Origin of the sequence: Leisingera sp. ANG-M1 (assembly GCF_000813745.1) — a bacterium.
GTDB lineage: Bacteria > Pseudomonadota > Alphaproteobacteria > Rhodobacterales > Rhodobacteraceae > Leisingera.
This window is the reverse complement of the sequence record NZ_JWLC01000025.1, coordinates 251610-270031: the sequence shown is the minus strand read 5'-3', so window position 1 is coordinate 270031 and position 18422 is coordinate 251610. Positions and strand designations below refer to the sequence as shown.

General features: G+C 62.6%; 17 protein-coding genes. 13 read left to right on the top strand and 4 right to left on the bottom strand.

Annotation, left to right across the window (positions count from 1 at the left end):
* Positions 1-31: 31 nt before the first annotated feature.
* A complete protein-coding gene (locus RA19_RS20670; RefSeq protein ID WP_039166358.1) occupies positions 32-3499 on the bottom strand; it encodes a YhdP family protein in 3468 nt (1155 codons plus the stop codon).
* A gap of 50 nt (positions 3500-3549) precedes the next feature.
* On the opposite strand from RA19_RS20670, the gene RA19_RS20665 reads away from it, so the two are divergent.
* From RA19_RS20665 to RA19_RS20635, 7 genes are all read left to right on the top strand, one after another.
* On the top strand, positions 3550-4020 hold the full coding sequence (locus RA19_RS20665) for a peroxiredoxin (RefSeq protein WP_039166357.1): 471 nt from the start codon (positions 3550-3552) through the stop codon (positions 4018-4020).
* A 313-nt stretch (positions 4021-4333) separates the two neighbouring features.
* A complete protein-coding gene (locus RA19_RS20660) occupies positions 4334-5176 on the top strand; it encodes a ferritin-like domain-containing protein (protein ID WP_039166354.1) in 843 nt (280 codons plus the stop codon).
* Between the two features lie 108 nt (positions 5177-5284).
* Positions 5285-5794: a ribosome modulation factor gene (locus tag RA19_RS20655; protein ID WP_039166352.1), complete on the top strand. Its 510-nt coding sequence runs from the start codon at positions 5285-5287 to the stop codon at positions 5792-5794.
* Positions 5795-6005: 211 nt separating this feature from the next.
* Positions 6006-7337, top strand: coding sequence for a M23 family metallopeptidase (locus RA19_RS20650; protein ID WP_039166349.1), 1332 nt, complete (start codon positions 6006-6008; stop codon positions 7335-7337).
* Positions 7327-7866: a bactofilin family protein gene (locus RA19_RS20645; protein ID WP_039166346.1), complete on the top strand. Its 540-nt coding sequence runs from the start codon at positions 7327-7329 to the stop codon at positions 7864-7866. The genes RA19_RS20650 and RA19_RS20645 overlap by 11 nt, the downstream gene beginning before the upstream one ends.
* A gap of 197 nt (positions 7867-8063) precedes the next feature.
* Positions 8064-9668, top strand: coding sequence for a calcium-binding protein (locus tag RA19_RS20640; RefSeq protein WP_039166344.1), 1605 nt, complete (start codon positions 8064-8066; stop codon positions 9666-9668).
* 343 nt (positions 9669-10011) lie between these two features.
* Complete coding sequence (locus RA19_RS20635) at positions 10012-11253, top strand: calcium-binding protein (protein WP_039166341.1); 1242 nt, start codon at positions 10012-10014, stop codon at positions 11251-11253.
* Positions 11254-11301: 48 nt separating this feature from the next.
* Here the strand turns inward: RA19_RS20635 and RA19_RS20630 are convergent, their stop codons facing one another.
* The 3 genes from RA19_RS20630 to RA19_RS20620 form a co-directional block, all read right to left on the bottom strand.
* Complete coding sequence (locus tag RA19_RS20630; protein WP_052261955.1) at positions 11302-12264, bottom strand: DUF3179 domain-containing protein; 963 nt, start codon at positions 12262-12264, stop codon at positions 11302-11304.
* Between the two features lie 156 nt (positions 12265-12420).
* Positions 12421-12972: a peptidylprolyl isomerase gene (locus RA19_RS20625; RefSeq protein ID WP_039166339.1), complete on the bottom strand. Its 552-nt coding sequence runs from the start codon at positions 12970-12972 to the stop codon at positions 12421-12423.
* On the bottom strand, positions 12965-13471 hold the full coding sequence (locus tag RA19_RS20620) for a peptidylprolyl isomerase (protein WP_039166337.1): 507 nt from the start codon (positions 13469-13471) through the stop codon (positions 12965-12967). Before RA19_RS20620 ends, RA19_RS20625 begins: the two co-directional genes overlap by 8 nt.
* 139 nt (positions 13472-13610) lie before the next feature.
* On the opposite strand from RA19_RS20620, the gene RA19_RS20615 reads away from it, so the two are divergent.
* The 6 genes from RA19_RS20615 to RA19_RS20590 all read left to right on the top strand — a co-directional run.
* Positions 13611-14801, top strand: a complete 1191-nt coding sequence (locus RA19_RS20615) for a phosphoglycerate kinase (RefSeq protein ID WP_039166335.1) — start codon at positions 13611-13613, stop codon at positions 14799-14801.
* Positions 14802-14945: 144 nt separating this feature from the next.
* Positions 14946-16088, top strand: a complete 1143-nt coding sequence (locus tag RA19_RS20610; RefSeq protein WP_039166334.1) for a M24 family metallopeptidase — start codon at positions 14946-14948, stop codon at positions 16086-16088.
* Between the two features lie 162 nt (positions 16089-16250).
* Positions 16251-16550 (top strand): septum formation initiator family protein, encoded by a 300-nt coding sequence (locus RA19_RS20605; protein ID WP_039166331.1) that lies wholly within the window; start codon positions 16251-16253, stop codon positions 16548-16550.
* 196 nt (positions 16551-16746) lie between these two features.
* The gene (pdhA, locus tag RA19_RS20600) at positions 16747-17742 is read left to right on the top strand and encodes a pyruvate dehydrogenase (acetyl-transferring) E1 component subunit alpha (RefSeq protein WP_039166328.1); all 996 of its coding nucleotides are present in this window, start codon (positions 16747-16749) and stop codon (positions 17740-17742) included.
* A gap of 3 nt (positions 17743-17745) precedes the next feature.
* Positions 17746-18135, top strand: a complete 390-nt coding sequence (locus RA19_RS20595; RefSeq protein ID WP_039166325.1) for a VOC family protein — start codon at positions 17746-17748, stop codon at positions 18133-18135.
* 3 nt (positions 18136-18138) lie between these two features.
* The coding region (locus tag RA19_RS20590; RefSeq protein ID WP_039166322.1) for a biotin/lipoyl-containing protein at positions 18139-18422 on the top strand (284 nt) is incomplete at its 3' end.

Here is an 18422-nt window from a genome sequence, read left to right as displayed (position 1 = left end):
AATCTATGGCGGTTTTTCGGGTTTGCGAGTGTTACTTATTCGCGCCCCGCGGAATGCGCACCTGCTCCTCCCCCTGTTCCTGCACCTCTCCTTCGGAGGAAAACGCCCTGTCGTCGCCGGGAACCTTCGGCGCCGGGCCTCGGAAGACTTCACGCAGGAATCCCGGCGCCAAGCCCGCCAGCGGATTGACCGTCACCGAGGGATCATCCGCTGTGCCACGCAAAGTGAAGGTAAAGCCGATCAGCCCCTCGCCAGGCCGCGGTGCCAGCACCCGGCCGATGGCATTCAGCAAGTAAACCGGCGAGATCACCCCGCGCATGTTCAGCCGGGTGCTGTTCAGATCAAAATTGCCATCCAGCGACAGCCCCATCGACGGGCCTACAGCGCTGCTTTGATGCAGGATCAGATGCGACGCGCCAAGCCGGAAACGGCCATCCATGCTGGTGAACAAAATGCCTTGCCCGGTCATTTCATCCAGCAGCCCCACCAGGCTGATGGCGTTCAGAATTGCCGCCATCGACGGGGCGTTGCGCACCCGGATATTGCGCACATTGACCCGGCCGTCATATTCGCCGGGCGTGTCCGCCGGCACCAGTGTCATGTCGAAACTTCCGCCGCGGCCATGTTCGAACACCCCGGCCGAGCGGAAAATCCCGCCGGCGTCATTGGCCCGGATCCGGGCGGCCGTGCCGCCGTTCTGCGGCACCACCGTTCCCGCCACCGGGGTCTGGCCGTTCAAATGCGCTGTGAACTCGCCATTCATGCCGCCGCGGCTGGAAAAGCGCCCCTGGAAATTCCGCAGCCCGATACTGTCGGTCACCTGCAGGTTTTGAAGCCGCAGCGTGATTGGCACGGCAGCCCCTGTGGTGGTGCTGCTCCCGCTGGTTGAGGTGGCAGAAAACGGCGAGCGGTTCAAATCCAGCTGCCCCCCGGTGATCTCAATCGCCGGTGGAGCCGTGCCGCGCCCGCGGAACACCACCGAACCGCGGAACCAGTTGCCGACCCGCGCCGAAGAGAAGACTGCCTGGTTCAGCCCGCCGCTTTTATGAGTGGTGACCCGGCCAGTGGCTGCCAGCCCGGGCGCCTGCAGCTCCAGCCGCTCCACCGTAGCGCTCTCCCCCAGAACTGCGGATAGCGACAGCTTGCCTTCAGCGTCTTCCCGTTTCCGCCAGCCCACTTCCGGGATCCGCAGGCCGACGCCTGAAAGATCCGACTCAAGCTCCAGCCGCGGCGGAGCGCCCGGCTGAAGGCTGACCGAATAACGGCCCTCCCCCCTGCCGAAAACCGACCGGCGCGGCAGCCCGAGATTAAACGCCTCGACCGCCTCCTCTGACAGCTCAATAGTGCCCTCAACCCTGCTGTCCTGCGGCGCATCCTTGCCAATCCGCTGCTGCCAGCTGGCACTCAGCGGCACGCCCGACAGGCTGCCGCTGCCGCTGATCCGAACATAGCTTTGGTTGCCCTCGATCTGCAGCCGCGCGGCAGCAGCCACATGCCCTGGCACCAGTTTGCTGCTTTGAACCGAGCGCACTTCACCGCGGTAGTGGTAGCGGATCTCCTCGACCGGCACCTGTTTCTTAAGCGGCAGCGCCAGCGTGCCAGTGGCTTCGACCTGACCGTCCGCCAGATCCACCGGCAGGCTGGCCTTGTCCATCACTTTCAGCGGCTCCCGGTTCAAAAGCGACAGAGCAGCCGTGGCAGAACCGCGGGCCATGATCCTGGCGATACCCGGTGTCCCATCGCGGGCCGACGTATCCGGAATGATGAAGGACGTGCCGGAAACATCCACGTCGCCGCCCTGCTCAGCAGTCACCACCCCTTTGGAGGCCGTGACCACGAACCGCGTTCCGTAAAGGCTGAGCTGCCCGGCTGCCTGCCGCACCGGAGGCATGAATTTCTGGAAAACAACCTCGGCGTCTTCAAACCCAAGATCCAGGCTTATGAAAGGCTTGCCGCGGCCGCGGCCGCGCATGTGGAACCCGACGTCCCGGATCTGAGCCCCGGTCAGGTTCGCCCGCACCCAGGCACGCGGATTCGGCGCAAGCGGCTCGGGCCATAGCTCCTTCACCCGCGCCGCAGAGACGGTGTCGACCCGGCCGTTCAGGTCGTAATCCCAGCCATCCGGTCCGGCGCCGATTTCTCCGTCAAAATGGATACGGCTGCCGCCGTCCCGCAGCAGCATCTCACCTAGCCGCAGCCGGAACGGTTTAAGCCTCAGGTCGAAATCGGCATCAAGACCGGGGAATTGAACCGGCGCCTCGAACAGCTGTTGCGGGTTCAGTTCCAGGTCGGAGAACCGCAGCTGCCCGGTCAGCCCGGTCAATTGCCCGTTTTCGATCCCTGCCAGGCTGGCCTGCCCCTGCATCACCCCCGAGCCCCAGCCGCTTTGCACACTCAGCTCGCTGAATTCCAGCAGCTGACCGCCCGGGTCATAGGTGAAATAGCTGCGCGCGCCGCTGATCGGCACCGGTTTGGTCTGGGCCGCGGGCTGGATCACGCCTTCACCGATGCGCAGGCTGGCCTGCACCGGCTCGATACTGCCCTCGCCGGACACACCGCCGCGCAGCGAGCCGGAAATCGGCGCTTTGAGCACGCCCAGCCAGCCAAGAGCCGGGCTTTGCAAGGCAATGTCCTCGCTGGCAATATCCGAGATCAACACACCGAAGTCCGCAGCCGGGCTGCCCAGCTCCGAGGTATAGCTGGCCTCTACGGTACCCACATCGCCGCGCCCGCTCAGCACCGAGAAGGCAGCTGACAGCGACACTGCCTGGCCGTTGCGCTGCAACCCGATCCTGCCGCCGTCCAGGGTCCAGGCTCTGCCCAGCCGGTCATCGGTGTAAGACAGCGTCAAAGCGCCGGTCTCTACCTCGGTCAGCGCGGCAAGCACCGGCAGCTGCAGCTGGCTGTCCCATTGCTCGATCAGCTGTGCCAGGTTGCCGGCCTGGCGGTAGGGCAGCCCGCCCTGCCCGAAACTCAGCGCCAGGGTGCCGTCCTTGTTGCGGCGCAGCGCAGCGAACAGCCCGTTGAGTGCAATTTTCTTTGGCTGCACCTTGCCCTGCATAAGCGGGCGCATCGCGAGGCTTGCCTGGGCATCTGCCAGCTGCGCAAACACAGTTCCATCAGGGTGGCGCAGAACCACGTCCCTCAGCCCCATCCGGGGACGCCAGCCCTGGTCCACCACAACGTGGATCGCACCGAATTCGATTTGCAAGCCGTTCAGATGGCGTTCGATCCGCGTCTCTACCCGCTGGCGCAGCCAGTCCGGCGCATCAAGCCGGGTACCAATTCCAAAATAGATGGCGCCGGCACTCAGAAAGCAGAGCAGCGCCAGCAGCCAGACCAGTCCGCGCAGCAGCCGCCAGCGCCGCCGCGGCCCGGTAGGCTCCGTATGCAGCCCCTGCTGCGCAGCAGGTTCCGGGCCGCGGACAGGCACAGCTTCAGCGGCCGCCCCGTTATTCTTGCCGGCAGGTTTGATCTCGGCTTTCCCTTTGCTGCTCATTGATTATGGTTGCGCCGCAGTGTTTTGCGCAAGATACCGGAGACAGGCCAATGCTTGACGTTTCAGATCCCGCCCCTTCCTTTACCTTGCCCCGCGGCGGCGGCGGAGAGGTTGTTTTGTCCGGCCTCAAGGGCTCTGCCGTGGTGCTGTTCTTCTACCCCAGGGATGATACCCCCGGCTGCACCAAAGAATCCATCGCCTTTTCAGAGGCTTTGCAGGCATTTGCCGATGCGGGCACTCACGTTTTCGGGATTTCCAAGGATACGGTTTCCAAACACGAGAAATTCACCGCCAAACATGAGCTGACCACGCCGCTGCTGTCGGATGCCGACGGCAGTGTTTGCGAGGACTATGGTGTTTGGAAAGAGAAAAACATGTACGGCAAGAAGCACTGGGGCATTGAACGCTCGACGTTCCTGATTGATGCCGAAGGCCGCATCGCCCGCATCTGGCGCAAGGTCAAAGTGGACGGCCACACCGAGGAAGTCCTGGAAGCTGCCCGCGCCCTGTCCAAAAACTAATGGAGCACTCCCGCCAGTTTTGCCAGCCCCTTGGCAGGGCCAGGCGAACCTGTTGGGCCCGGCGCCGCCGCAAAGCGGCGGCGCGCACCGCGCGTCAGCGCGGTGCCACGCCCAAGTCTGCCAGGAAGATCAGCCGCTGATCTTCCGCAGGCGCGGGAGCCTCCCCGTTCCGGTCCTGCGCATGCGGGCACTGCAACGCAGCTCCCGTTCCGGCTTGCCGGCTGTAGAACCTGCCCCTTGCCAGCTCCATGCTGGACATTTCCCGCAGAATGGGGTGAACCAGCGGCAACCGCATCCAAGGAGACAGACCGGAATGGCCGACCAGCCCCTATCGCTTGCCGCGCGCGCCGTTGAGGTTCTGAACACCGCTGACGGCCGGGAAAAAACGGCCCTGTCGCGGCGCCACGCGGCTGAGTGGTTCGCCGCACGCAGCAGCGGCGGTCCTGATATCCGGATCGGTACGGCCTCCCCGCCGATGCACCCTGCGCGCCCGGCAGAGCCAAAGCTTCTCGATCCCCGCTGCGTCCCCAAGCGCAAGCCGGGCTCCGAGGCCGGGCGCATTGCTTTGCTGCATGCGGTAGCGCATATCGAGCTCAACGCCGTGGACTTGCATTGGGATATCATTGCCCGGTTTTCCCACGTGCCCATGCCACTGGGATTCTTTGATGACTGGGTGAAAGCTGCAGACGAAGAATCTAAACATTTCAATTTGATGTGCGACTGCCTTGAAGCCTTGGGCAGCCACTACGGCGCCTTGCCAGCCCATGCAGGCATGTGGCGCGCCGCCGAGGACACCGCGGACGACCTGATGGGCCGCCTTGCCGTGGTGCCAATGGTGCTGGAAGCCCGCGGCCTGGATGTGACGCCTGGCATGATCGAGGTGTTCCGCAAAGCGGGCCTCGCCCAGGCCGTTGAGGCGCTGGAACTGATCTATGCCGAGGAAGTCGGCCATGTGGCTTATGGCTCCAAATGGTTCAATTTCCTCTGCGGCCGGGACAACCTCGACCCCAAGGAAATGTTCCACTCCCTTGTGCGCAAGTATTTCCACGGCGCGCTGAAACCTCCCTTCAACGAGGAAAAGCGCGCCGATGCCGGACTGCCGCCGGATTTCTACTGGCCGCTGGCTGACCAGGTGAAGCCGCTGCCCGGCTGGTAAGGTCCGTCACGCAAGCACCGCCGGCGGTTTGACCGGGTGTCAGAGCAGCCTAGATTCACCTGCAGCCATTGGAGGCTGACCAGGACGAACCGGCAAACGGCAGACGGCATGTTTGATAACGATTTCCCACTGTTAAGCGCTGCTAGCCTGGTGGCGCTGATTCTGCATAAGGCCGGTTCGGGACCGGTCACCCTGAAAAGCTGCGAAGAGGCGCTGGCCAACCTGTTCCGCCAGGCCAACGAGGATCCCGGCTTGCCGCCGGAAGAGTTGCGCGAGCTTCTGGCCGGCCATCTGACCGACCTGGAAATCGCCCGAATCCTCGAACCAGGGCAGACCGGCAGCTGGACACTGACCCGCCGCGGCCACCAGGCGCTGAAACGGCATCCCGAAGGGCTCGACCAGACCGATCTGGTGAAATACCCGGAGTTTGCCGCCCATTTGCGCGACACCGCGCACCATGCCTGCGGCATGGATCCGCGGGCTAACAGTTACGACGAAGGCTACCTGGCCCGGCGCCGCGGACTGTCTTTCACCGCAAACCCTTACGCTTTCGACAATGTCGATCACCAATCCTGGGAGAACGGCTGGATGGAGGCTTTGGAGGAACGCCAGGGCTGACGCGCTGCCCTGCCGGACGCCGCCGGGCAGCAGCAGCACAACTCCCCGCACACTCGGCAGATTTCCGCCTATCTTGCGCCGCCTTTCCCCGGTTTCCGGCCCGAAGGGTCAACAGGCTTGCCCTATGGCCGCGCCCTGTCTATTCACTTCGCGCAAGGAGGCGGCACTGCGCTCACCGCGCGGCCTCGCAAGACGGGACAGGGAACGGAATTTGCGCACACGGCTCGCGATCAGAATACACAGCTTCCTGGAACGCCGTTTCCCCGAGCGGCGGGTTTTCCTCAAATCCGACAGCGACACGCGGTTTATCCGGCTGCGCTCGGAAACCCAGCTGGTTGCGGTTGCCGGGGCCACGCTGTTTGTCGCCTGGACCATTGTGGCCACCGCCATTGTACTGATGGACAGCATCGGCGCCGGAAACTTCCGCGAGCTGGCCAAACGCGACCAGCAGACCTACCGCGAGCGGCTGAACGCAATCTCCGAAGAACGCGATGCCCGCGCCGAAGAGGCCCTGGCCGCGCAAGAACGTTTCAACGCCGCGCTGGCGCAGATTTCGATGATGCAATCCGAACTGCTGGCTTCGGAAACCCGCCGCCGCGAGCTGGAAACCGGTATTGAGGTGATCCAATCCACCCTGCGCGACACTATGAGCCAGCGCGACAGCGCCCGAAGGACCCTGGCCCAGCTGCAGGAAGATGCACAGGACGAAGCCCAGGCCCATGCAGCGATGGAAAGCGCCGCCGCTCAGACAGGCATGCTGGCCGCGGTACTGTCCGACACTGCGTCCGAACGCGACCAGGTCCTGGCCGATGCCCGGGACGCGCTCGAACAGCGCGACGAGCTGGAGCTGGAGCTGCAGCTGATGGACGAGCGCAACAACCAGATCTTCCGCCAGCTTGAAGAAGCGGTGGCGGTGTCCGTCACCCCGCTCGACAAGATGTTCCGCAGCGCAGGCATGCCCACCGACCGCATTCTCGAGCAGGTGCGGCGCGGCTACAACGGCCAGGGCGGCCCGCTCGAGCCGCTGGCGATGTCGACCCGCGGCGAGGAACCTGCCCCGGAAGCGCTGCGCGCCAATAAGATCCTGGCCCAGCTGGACCAGCTGAACCTCTACCGGCTGGCGGCGCAGCAGGCGCCTTTTGCCACCCCGGTGAACCTTGGCCAGGTGCGCCAGACCTCCGGCTTCGGCTACCGCCGCGACCCCAAATCCGGCGGCCGCCGCCTGCACAAAGGCTCCGATTTCGCCGGCCGCACCGGCACCGATATCTTTGCCACTGCTGACGGCGTGGTGACCCATGCCGGCTGGCAATCCGGCTATGGCCGCCTTGTCACCATCCGCCATGCCTTCGGCATTGAAACCAGATATGCCCATAACTCGAAACTCCGCGTGACAAAGGGCCAAAGGGTCTCGCGCGGGGATCACATTGCTGATATGGGTAACACCGGACGGTCCACCGGGACCCACCTCCATTACGAGGTCAGGGTCAACGGGCAACCTGTAAACCCCATGATCTACATCAAGGCTGCGAGAAATGTTTTCTAAGAGCAAAATCAACGAGCCCGGGCCGAAGCAGGCCGACGCAACCCCGGCACCCGCTGCTGCGCCGGCGGCTCCGGTCAGCGACTACAAGGCCAGCGCCCCCAAGGCCAAGCCCGCCGCATCGCTGCTGAGCTCGGACCTGCATATCACCGGCAATGTGAAAACCACCGGCGACATCCAGGTCGAAGGCACCGTTGAAGGCGACATCCGCGCACATCTGCTGACCGTTGGCGAGACCGCCACCATCAAGGGCGAAGTCACCGCCGATGACGTGGTGATCAACGGCCGTATCGTCGGCCGCGTGCGCGGCCTGAAGGTGCGCCTGACCTCCACCGCGCGGGTCGAAGGCGACATCATCCACAAGACCATCGCGATCGAAAGCGGCGCCCATTTCGAAGGCTCCGTGCAGCGCCAGGACGACCCGCTGAACCCGGGCGGCCGCAAGGCAGCTCCGGCCCCCGCACCGGCCGCAGCCCCGGCGCCTTCGGCAGCCGTTCAGGCCGCGACCGCCGCGCATAAGGCTGAAGGCTAAGCCATAGAACAACCGGGTCCGGCAGGGACCGGAAGCGCCGCAGGTGACCGCCTGCGGCGTTATCATTTCCCCCGCCGCACAACCAAAATAAGATCTCTGTACTTATTTATTTCAAGCCTTTACCGGCTATTGATTGGCCGCTAGACATTTACCCGGCAACCCCAGGTTCACTTATTCTTCTACCTACAGGTTTCATTATGGCAAATTTCGTTTTCACCGAAGCGGCCAACGCTGTCCCGGACAACGCGCTTGAGGATTTCGAACTTGAAGACGTCACCTTCATCTCCAGAAGCGGGTCCCAGCTGATTGCAAGCTTTGGCGGTTTCACAGTCACGCTTCAGGGGTCATTTTCCTATGACGCCGCCGGCCTGCCAACGGAAAACAGCACTATCAGCAGCCTCACCCTCACCTACAATGACGCGCTCGTCGCCTCGGTCACCGGGTTCAGCGCCAGCGTCGAGGACCTCCTGTCCGACGACTTTGACCTGCAGCAGGCGCTGCTGGGCGGGGATGACACCTATACCTCTGCGTACAACGGCGGAGAAGTGATCGAAACTTACGGTGGGAATGACACAATCCAGGCGGGCGGCGGCGATGACTACATCGACGGCGGCGCCGGCCACGACACCCTTGTGATCGGTCATCCGGGCGACGAGTACAGCTTGGGTTTCGAATGGGACAGAGGCGTCCGCTTCACCAGCTCGCAGGGCGAAGACACCCTTATTGGCGTCGAGACAATTGAACTCGCCGGCAACACGCTGGAGGTTCAGGAAGGCACCAGCGCGGCCGAAGTTTTCACCTCGCAAAACCCGGTTGGGGCGCTCGGCTACGACGCGATCCACGGCCGCGGCGGCAATGACACCATCACCGGCGGCACCGGCGACGATATTCTGATCGGCGGTGACGGAAGCGACCGTATTTCCGGCGGCGATGGAAACGACGGCATCATAGGCGGCGATGGCGATGACAACCTCTCCGGCGGCCACGGCAGCGACTTTATCGCCGGCGGCAACGACGGCGACGTCATTCACGGCGGCCATGGCAACGACACCCTGCAAGGTGACGACAGCTACCAGGAAGCCAGTCATGTCCCGGGGTTCACGGATTTCGGCCCATTCGGTATTTCTACCTCTTCCTATGAACCGGGAAATGACAAGCTGTACGGTGGCAATGGCAACGACAGCCTTGAAGGCAACTCCGGCGATGACACCCTGAACGGCGGCAGGAATAACGATACGCTGCTGGGCGGCAGCGGCGCCGACCGCCTGCTGGGTGCCAACGGCAGCGACGAGCTCAGAGGTGGAGACCACAGCGACCAGCTCTTCGGCGGGCGCGGCAAGGACCAGCTTTTTGGCGAGGGAGGCGACGATGTTCTCGACGGCGGAGCCCACCGCGACCATTTGGCAGGCGGCAACGGTGACGACACCCTGAAAGGCGGCGGCGGCAGCGACGTTTTGCTGGGCGGTTCGGGATCAGACAGCCTGATTGGCGGCAGCGGCAGCGATACCCTGTCCGGCAATTGGGGCCGTGACACGCTTCTTGGCCACACGGGCGACGACCGCCTGACCGGCGGCGCGCATGCGGACACTTTTGTCTTTCACCGCGGCCACGGCAACGACACGATCACAGATTTCAGCGCGGGCCAGGATCTTATCCGGATCGGCCGCGGCGCCTCCAGCCTGGAAGATCTCAGCTTCTCCGCGCAAGGCAGTGACGTGCTGGTTTCCTTTGCCGATGTCACAATTCTGGTGGAAGGAACCACTGTAACCCAACTTCAAGAGGCCGAAAATTTCCTGTTTTAGGCTGACTTGAGGTTCGGCAAAAGGAACACCGCGCCCTGCGAGCGGCCTAAATCACTGCCTTCGGTTCTGTCCCGTCAGAAACCGAAGGCGATCCGGCCGCAAATCGGTTCTGCCCGTTGCTGTTTTGCACCGCACATGGCTGCAAACTTGGTTCAGATGGATTGCCCCCTCAGCGCTAAAGCCTTGACTAAAAACAGCAAAGATTTTCTTTCCTTGCCGGTTGACGCAAGGACACCAGGATCACCTGGCAGGTATGCGGCCTGAGGATATTGCAACCCAAGGGTGCTGCCGGTAAAAACTGCAAAAAAACCGGCTCATTCACCTAACAGGATATTCAACCAAAATGGCAACAGTCACAGTAAATGACCTTAACGGCTCTTGGTCTTTGGATGATTTGAACTCCCCTGACTTCGCAAATGCAGAGATCACCACTCAAACATCGAGCCTCATCGTCTTTACCGGTACAAACGGCGCAGGCTTCCGGCTGACCGGCGACTTCTCGTCCTCCTCCGCCTTTTCCTGGACGCTGACCGGGTTAAGCATCACCTCAAACGGCACATCAGTGATGTCTTTCTCGGGGTTTTCGATCAACTTCTACACCTTTGCGACCTTGAGCGGTTCGCAAGTCGAAGCCAGAATTCTCGCCGGAAGCGATACCATCACCTCCAACATGTCCGAGGGCCAAGCCTGGAACGCACATGGCGGCGACGACACGATTTCGCTGGGCTCTGGCGATGATACGCTCTTTGGCGGCACCGGCACCGACCGGCTGATCATCAGCGACAGCTATAAAAATGCTGAACTGTCCTCCAGTATCAGCACAGTTACGATCGACTCCGCCTCTGGCCGCGACCGCATCTACTCGATTGAAGAGCTTGAGTTCACCGACCGGACATTCGCGCTGCAAACCGGTTCCAGTTTCGGCAACAATTTGACGGGAGACTCGTCCTCCCTGTCCGATGATCTCATTCTTGGAGGATCCGGCAACGACACCGTGTCCGGTCTGACCGGCCGCGACTTCCTTCTGGGCGAAACAGGAAACGACCGCCTGCTGGGCGGCAGCGGCAGTGACACCCTTGACGGCGGTGAGGGGCAGGATGAGCTTCTCGGCGGCAGCGGACGGGACCGGCTGGAGGGTGAAGATGGCGATGATGAGCTGAATGGCGGCCGTCACAGTGACCGGCTGCTAGGCGGGGATGGCGATGACACGCTGAAGGGCAGTTCCGGCAAGGACAGGCTCTATGGCGGTAACGACAACGACCTGCTCATCGGCGGCAGCGGCAATGACACTCTCGACGGAGGCTATGACAGCGACAGACTGCTCGGCCACAAGGGCAACGACGTTCTTACCGGCGGCAGGCAGGAAGATGTGTTTGTCTTCCACAAAGGCCACGGCAATGACACGATCACCGATTTCACCGCCGGTGAAGACCTTATCGAGATCGGCCGCGGTGCTTCCCGGTTCCGTCAGCTGGATTTTGAGGAGCAGGGCAGCGACGTCCTCATCTCGTTCTCCAACGTTACCATTCTGGTTGAAAACACCACCCTTGAAGAGATTGAAAACGCGGACAACTTCCTGTTCTGACGCCTTCACCTCACTCATAACGGCGCGCCTCGGAGAGGCGCGCCGTTTTCATTTCAACATCCAGATGCCGTCCGGCCAGAAAGCGTGAAACGCAAAAGCAAACATCACGTCGTGCGGCACATCCAGCCCGCTCGTGTCCCGCACCCGAACCGAACCGATGTCCCGGCCCCGGGCCAAAGCTCCGGTGTCCAGCGCGGACGCCTGGCCCGGCTTCCAGCTCAGCACCAGGCCCGCCTCCCGGATCTCGCCCGTTGTCGCCAGCCGGGCCAGCGGCCAGGCCCGGTTTCCAGCCCTCACCACCCGGTCCAACGGCGCCATCCCATGCGGCGGCGGCGCGCCGTCATACAGAAACGGCCATTCCGAACTGTCATATCCCTGATAGGGATTGTGCCCGTAGCGCCTGTTGTACGCAGGCTGCGCCATCACCACCCCGTCCGGGTTGCGGGCTTTGAACTCTTCCCAGCTTTCGACCCAGCTGGGCAGGCTGGCCAACCGCTGGCCGCTCATCTCGCCAACGATGCCCGTGCCAAGCGCCTGCTGCCACCAGCTTTGGGTTTCCCGGTCATACATCACCATGTCGGAATAGCGCAGCTTGCCAGTGACCCCAAAACTCAGCACCCCTGCCCTGGTGCGCCGGTCAAAGGTCACCGCGGAATTGCACAAGGGGCAATAGGTCACCGCCACAGGCACGCCCGCGACCTCGTCGTTCACGATTTCATGCCAGGTCAGGTACCGCAGCGGATAGGCCCGCGGCTTTGCCCCTTCAATCTCCAGCGTGATCACCGGCTCCCGCGGCTGCAGCCTGCGTTCCTTGGCCGCGGCTCCAAACTCCGGCCGGTCCAGCGCCGGAATGCCATCCTTGGGCACCCCGCCCGACCGGATCTGACGCCAGTCAGAAATCAGAGACTGATTGAAATCCGTTTTCGGCCATTCGCGCTTCCACTCTCCAGGGCCGGCCTGCGCCGCCCAGGGAAACAGAACAGCGGCACTCAGCAGCAAGCGTTTCAGCATCGCACCTCTCCCCACTGTCTCCAGTAGTAGAAAGCCCGATGCCGGGGGAATAGTGGGAAACACACGCTTGTGACGTCAGTTTAACGGTGCGTTAACCATAAAAAAGGCCCGCTTCCTGGACTGGAAGCGGGCCTTTTATCAGTCAAACCAAGCAGATCACTCGGTGACGGTCACCTTGGTCATGGTGTCAGGCTGACCAACCACGACGCCATTCGCGCTTTTGCTGCCTAGCTTGATCGCATCTACCACATCCATGCCCTCGGTTACCTTGCCGACAACCGTGTACTGGCCGTTCAGGAAATGGCCCGCATCGAACATGATGAAGAATTGCGAGTTTGCGCTGTCTGGGCTCTGCGAGCGCGCCATGCCGACCACGCCGCGGTCAAACGGCAGCTCCGAGAACTCGGCCGGCAGGTCCGGACGGCTGGAGCCGCCGCGCCCGGCATAGCGCATATCGCCGCCAATGCGGCCAAACTCGACATCACCGGTCTGCGCCATGAAGCCTTCGATGACCCGGTGGAACACCACGCCGTCATACTGGCCTTCACCAGCCAGCGCGGTGATCTGCTCCACGTGCTTGGGCGCCACATCCTCGAACAGGTCGATTTTGATAGTGCCGTTGGCTTCGCCTTCGACCTGGATTTCCAGGCCGGAGGCAAAGGCAGGCCCTGCTGCCAGCAGGGCCACCAGGCTCAGCGCCTTACGCATCCGCAGCAACCTTGACCGAGATCATCCGGTCCGGCTCCGCAGGCGGCTCGCCGCGGGTGATCGCGTCGACATGCTCCATGCCTTCGATGACACGGCCGTAAACGGTGTACTGGCCGTTCAGGAAGTGGTTGTCCTTGAAGTTGATGAAGAACTGCGAGTTGGCCGAATCCGGGTTGGCGGAACGGGCTGCGCCCAGGGTGCCGCGGTCATGCGGCAGCTTCGAGAACTCAGCCGGCAGGTTCGGCAGCGAGGAGCCGCCGGTGCCCGCCATGCGGATATTGAAGCCGTCTTCCATGTCGCCGTTGGCCACGTCGCCGGTCTGCGCCATGAAGCCGTCGATCACACGGTGGAAGCAGACGTTGTCGTATTCGCCTGCGCGCGCCAGTTCTTTCATCCGCTCAGAGTGCTTCGGCGCCACGTCGGGCAGCAGCTCGATGACAACATTGCCGTCCTTCAGCTCGATGATGACGGTGTTTTCGGGGTCTTTGATCTCGGCCATCTGGCCCTCCTGTCGTCGAAATTTGCAACGATAGTTAAGGGTAGCGCTCGCAAATGCCAAGGGAGCATTGACTGATGCGCAAAAACCCCCGAAACAGCGCCCGGATTTACCTGCATATTCACCATAGGGGGCTCCGCAGATGGGCTGGAAAACACTCGACGACATGGATCTGAACGGCAAGCGCGTCCTGGTGCGCGTGGACATCAACGTGCCGATCGTCGACGGGGTTGTGACCGACTCCACCCGCATCCGCCGCATCGCCCCAACCGTGCGCGACATCCTGGCCGCCGGCGGCAAGCCGATCCTGCTCGCGCACTTCGGCCGTCCCGGCGGCGAGCGCCGTGAAAACCTGTCGCTGAATCAGCTGGTGCCGACGCTGGAGCGCGCCTTTGAAACCAAGGTGCTGTTTGCCGCCGATTGCGTCGGGGCCGGTGCCGAGGCCGCAGCTGACGCGCTGCAGCCGGGTGAAGTGCTGCTGCTGGAAAACACCCGCTTCCACGCAGCCGAAACCAAGAACGACCCGGAACTGGCCGCCGGCATGGCACGCCTGGGCGAAGTTTACTGCAACGATGCCTTCTCTGCCGCCCACCGCGCGCACAGCTCCACCGAGGCCATCGCCCGCCTGCTGCCCGCCTGCGCCGGCCGTCTGATGCAGGCCGAGCTGGAAGCGCTGGAAAGCGCCCTGGGCCAGCCGCAGCGCCCGGTCACAGCTGTTGTCGGCGGTGCCAAGGTCTCCACCAAGCTGGAACTGCTGGGCAACCTCATTGAGAAGGTCGACCACCTGGTGATCGGCGGCGGCATGGCCAACACCTTCCTGGTAGCCAAGGGCCTGCCGGTTGGCATCTCGCTGGCTGAACGCATCATGAAGGACACCGCCGCCGAGATCCTCGCCAAGGCCGAGGCCGCAGGCTGCGAGATCATCCTGCCCTCCGACATCGTGGTCGCGAAGAAATTCGAAGCCCACGCCGAGCATGAAATCCTGGCCGCTGACCAGTGCCCCGAAGACGGCATGATCCTGGACGCAGGCCCCGACAGCCTGACCCGCATCAACGAGGTTTTCGAGAACAGCAAGACGCTGATCTGGAACGGCCCGCTGGGCGCGTTTGAGTTTGAGCCGTTTGATGCCGCCACCAACGCAGCTGCCCTGAAAGCGGCCGCCCTGACCCGTGCAGGCCAGCTGATTTCGGTAGCGGGCGGCGGTGACACTGTGGCAGCGCTTAACGCCTCCGGCGCCGCGGGCGACTTCAGCTACATTTCCACCGCCGGCGGCGCCTTCCTGGAATGGATGGAAGGCAAAGAACTGCCCGGTGTCGCGGCGCTGGACCAGTAAACCGCAGGCACTGACCTGTTCGGACTCGCGCCCTGGCCTTCCCGCCGGGGCGTTTTCTTTGTCACGGGACAATAAAACCTTTGCCGCGAGGCACGGCTTGCCCCTAGCGTCTTCCTCAGAAATCCGGATCAGGGAGGCACCGGGATGTTTCAGGCGCGTATGGACCGCTTGCGGGAGGGGATGGCGAGCGCTGGCATCGACGTGGCCCTGATTACAGACGACGACAGCGTCTATTACCTGACTGGCTACTATGACTACTTGCATATGGAGTTTGGCCGCCCGACGATCCTGGCAGTGCCGCGTGACGGCCAGAGCCTTCTTATCACACCAGTGATTGATGTTGTGATGGCGGAAACCGTGGCCCGTGTGGACCGCATCGCCGCCTGGAATGACGGCGACGGCGCTGAGTGGCGCGCTGAACTGCCCGGCGCCCTCGCAAAAGCGTCCAGCATCGCGATCGAGCCCGATCATATGCCCCCGGCTGTTCGTGCCTATGTCAATGAGCTTGCCGGGAACAAAGGGACTGTCAGCATCACTCCAGAACTTTCTCGCATGAGGATGATCAAGTCGCGAGAAGAGCTGCAACTGGCCCGCCACGCGGGCGAGGTCGCAGGAGCCATGATGGCTGCAGGACGCAATGCCATCTCTGCGGGAGTGCCAGAATTCGAGGTCGCCATCGCCACCTCCCAGGCTGGCACTCGGAAGGCGGCGGAGATCTTGAATGCGCATTACCAAGACACTTACATGTCCCCCAACACGCATTTCCTGCAGATCATGGCATCTGGCCAGGAGATCACCAAAACTCACCACCGCGCCTCCACCCGCATAATGCAGCACGGCGAGCCTGTGTTTCTGTGTTTCTGCGGAATGACCAATTTCCACCGCTTCAAACTTGGCTTTGACCGCACTTTCTGGATTGGCGAGGCACCCCCGGAACAAGCCCGCATCTACGAGGTCGCCGTTGCCAGCCAGCAGGCTGCTTTAGAGCGCCTGGCACCCGGCGTGCAGGCGCAGGACGTACATGCCGCATACGCCGAAGTCATTCAGGAGGCAGGTTACAGCTACCCTTTCCGCTGCGGCCGGGCGACCGGCTTTAGCTTCCTGGAAAACCCGCAGCTGGTTACCGGCGACGAAACCGTTTTGCAGCCCGGAATGGTTTTTGCAGTTGATGGATCGGTTTCAACAGACAGTTTCCGCGCTCAGGTCGGCGACAGCTTTATTATCACCGCAGACGGCTACGAACAGATCACCAGCCACTCAAAAGACCTGCACGATGTGATCCTCTGACAACGCGCCTCTGCCATGCCCCCAAGGCCTGGACATGAAAATAAACCCCCTGTGGACAGTTTTTGGATTCACAAGCGGAACCGGGTGTGGCATACTTGATGCAGACGCCGGGAAACGGCGCAAAAACAAAAACTTAAGCAGTAACATACAGGCACTCTCAACGTGACCCGAAGCAACCGCCCGCCCTTGGGCGCCATCGCCTTCTTTGCAGCCGCATTCGCGCTCAGCGCATATTTCACCTTTGCTGCTGTGCAGGGCGACTTCGGCCTGTTCCGGAGGGTCGAGATCCAGGCTGAGGCAGAAGAACTGCAGCTGGATCTCGGCCGCCTCCAGTCCCAGGCTGCCGAGATGGAAAACCTCACCCGCCGCCTGTCGGACGACTACCTCGACCTCGACCTCCTCGACGAGCAGGCGCGCTCGGTGCTCGGCCTGGTCCGCGCAGACGAGATTGTGATCCGCTAGGGCCCCGCTCCGGCACCCGTACTTCAAAAACCTCCAGGCCGCGCCTGCCACCGGCAGCGTGGCATTTTTGCGCGTTCTCAGCGGTTTTTTACGCGCTGGAAACCCCGCGGCAGAATAACACTACCCAGGCGGCGAAAAACCCGCTATCAGTTTGTTTAACACTAAACTATCTAGCCTTCAGGGGGAGCCGACCACCATGGCCGCTAGAAAAAGCGCAAAGAAACCAAACGTTTCTGCCGAAGAACTGACCAAGTACTACCGCGAAATGCTGCTGATCCGCCGATTCGAGGAAAAATCGGGCCAGCTATATGGCATGGGGCTGATCGGGGGCTTCTGCCACCTGTACATCGGCCAGGAAGCGGTTGTTGTGGGGCTTGAGGCCGCCGCCGAGGAAGGCGACAAGCGGATCACCTCCTACCGCGACCACGGCCATATGCTGGCCTGCGGCATGGACCCCGATGGCGTCATGGCCGAACTCACCGGCCGCGAGGGCGGCTATTCCAAGGGAAAAGGCGGCTCCATGCACATGTTCTCGAAAGAGAAGCATTTCTATGGCGGCCACGGCATCGTCGGCGCCCAGGTGCCGCTGGGCGCCGGCTTGGCATTCGCCGACAAATACAAAGGCAACGGCCGCGTCACCTTCACCTATTTCGGTGACGGCGCCGCCAACCAGGGCCAGGTTTATGAGACCTTCAACATGGCCGCTCTCTGGGACCTGCCGGTTGTCTTCGTGATCGAGAACAACCAGTACGCCATGGGCACCGCCCAGGCGCGCTCCACCTCGACCCCCGACATCTACACCCGCGGTGCTGCGTTCGGGATCCCGGGCGAAGCCGTCGACGGCATGAATGTCCTCAGCGTCAAGGAAGCCGGCGAACGCGCCGTCGCCCACTGCCGCTCGGGCAAAGGCCCCTATATCCTGGAAGTCAAAACCTACCGCTACCGCGGCCACTCGATGTCGGATCCGGCCAAGTACCGCACTCGCGAAGAGGTCCAGAAAATGCGTGAGGAGCGCGACCCGATCGAGCAGGTCCGCGACATGCTGCTGACCGGCAAGCACGCCACCGAGGAAGACCTCAAGGCGATCGACAAGGAAATCAAGGAGATCGTCAACAAATCCGCAGACTTCGCCAAAGAGAGCCCGGAGCCGGCTCTGGAAGAGCTGTGGACCGACATCTACGCCGAGGGCTGAGCGATGCCCCATTTTGAAATTCACGCAAGCGATGTGGAGCAGGCCAAGACCTTTTATTCAGGCCTGTTCGGCTGGAGCTTTTCCGCCATGCCCGGCGGCGAGGACGTTGGCTACCATCTGATCGAAGGCGACCAGATCGGTATGAGCCTGGGTCTGACCGGCGGGCTGATGCAGCGCATGGGCGGAGCCCCTGCAGCCGGCAGCCCGGTGCGCGGCGGCACCATGACGTTCGAGGTCGCCGATTGCGACGAGCGCTATGCCTGGGCGCTGGCCAACGGCGGCGCTGAAGCGCTGCCGCCAACCGACTACCCCGGCATCGGCCGCTGCGCCTATGTGGAAGACGGACAAGGAAACATCGTCGGGATGATCACCCCGGCCCCGGAGGGAAACTGAGACATGGCAACTGAGATTCTGATGCCGGCCCTGTCGCCGACCATGGAAGAAGGCACTCTGGCCAAATGGCTGGTCAAAGAAGGCGATACCGTCAGCTCCGGCGATATCCTGGCTGAGATCGAAACCGACAAGGCGACGATGGAGTTTGAAGCCGTTGACGAGGGCATCGTCGGCAAGATCCTGATCGGCGAAGGCAGCGAAGGCGTGAAGGTGAACACCGCCATCGCGGTGCTGCTGGAAGACGGCGAGACCTATGATGCCTCAGCGGCATCAGCGCCTGCGGCGGG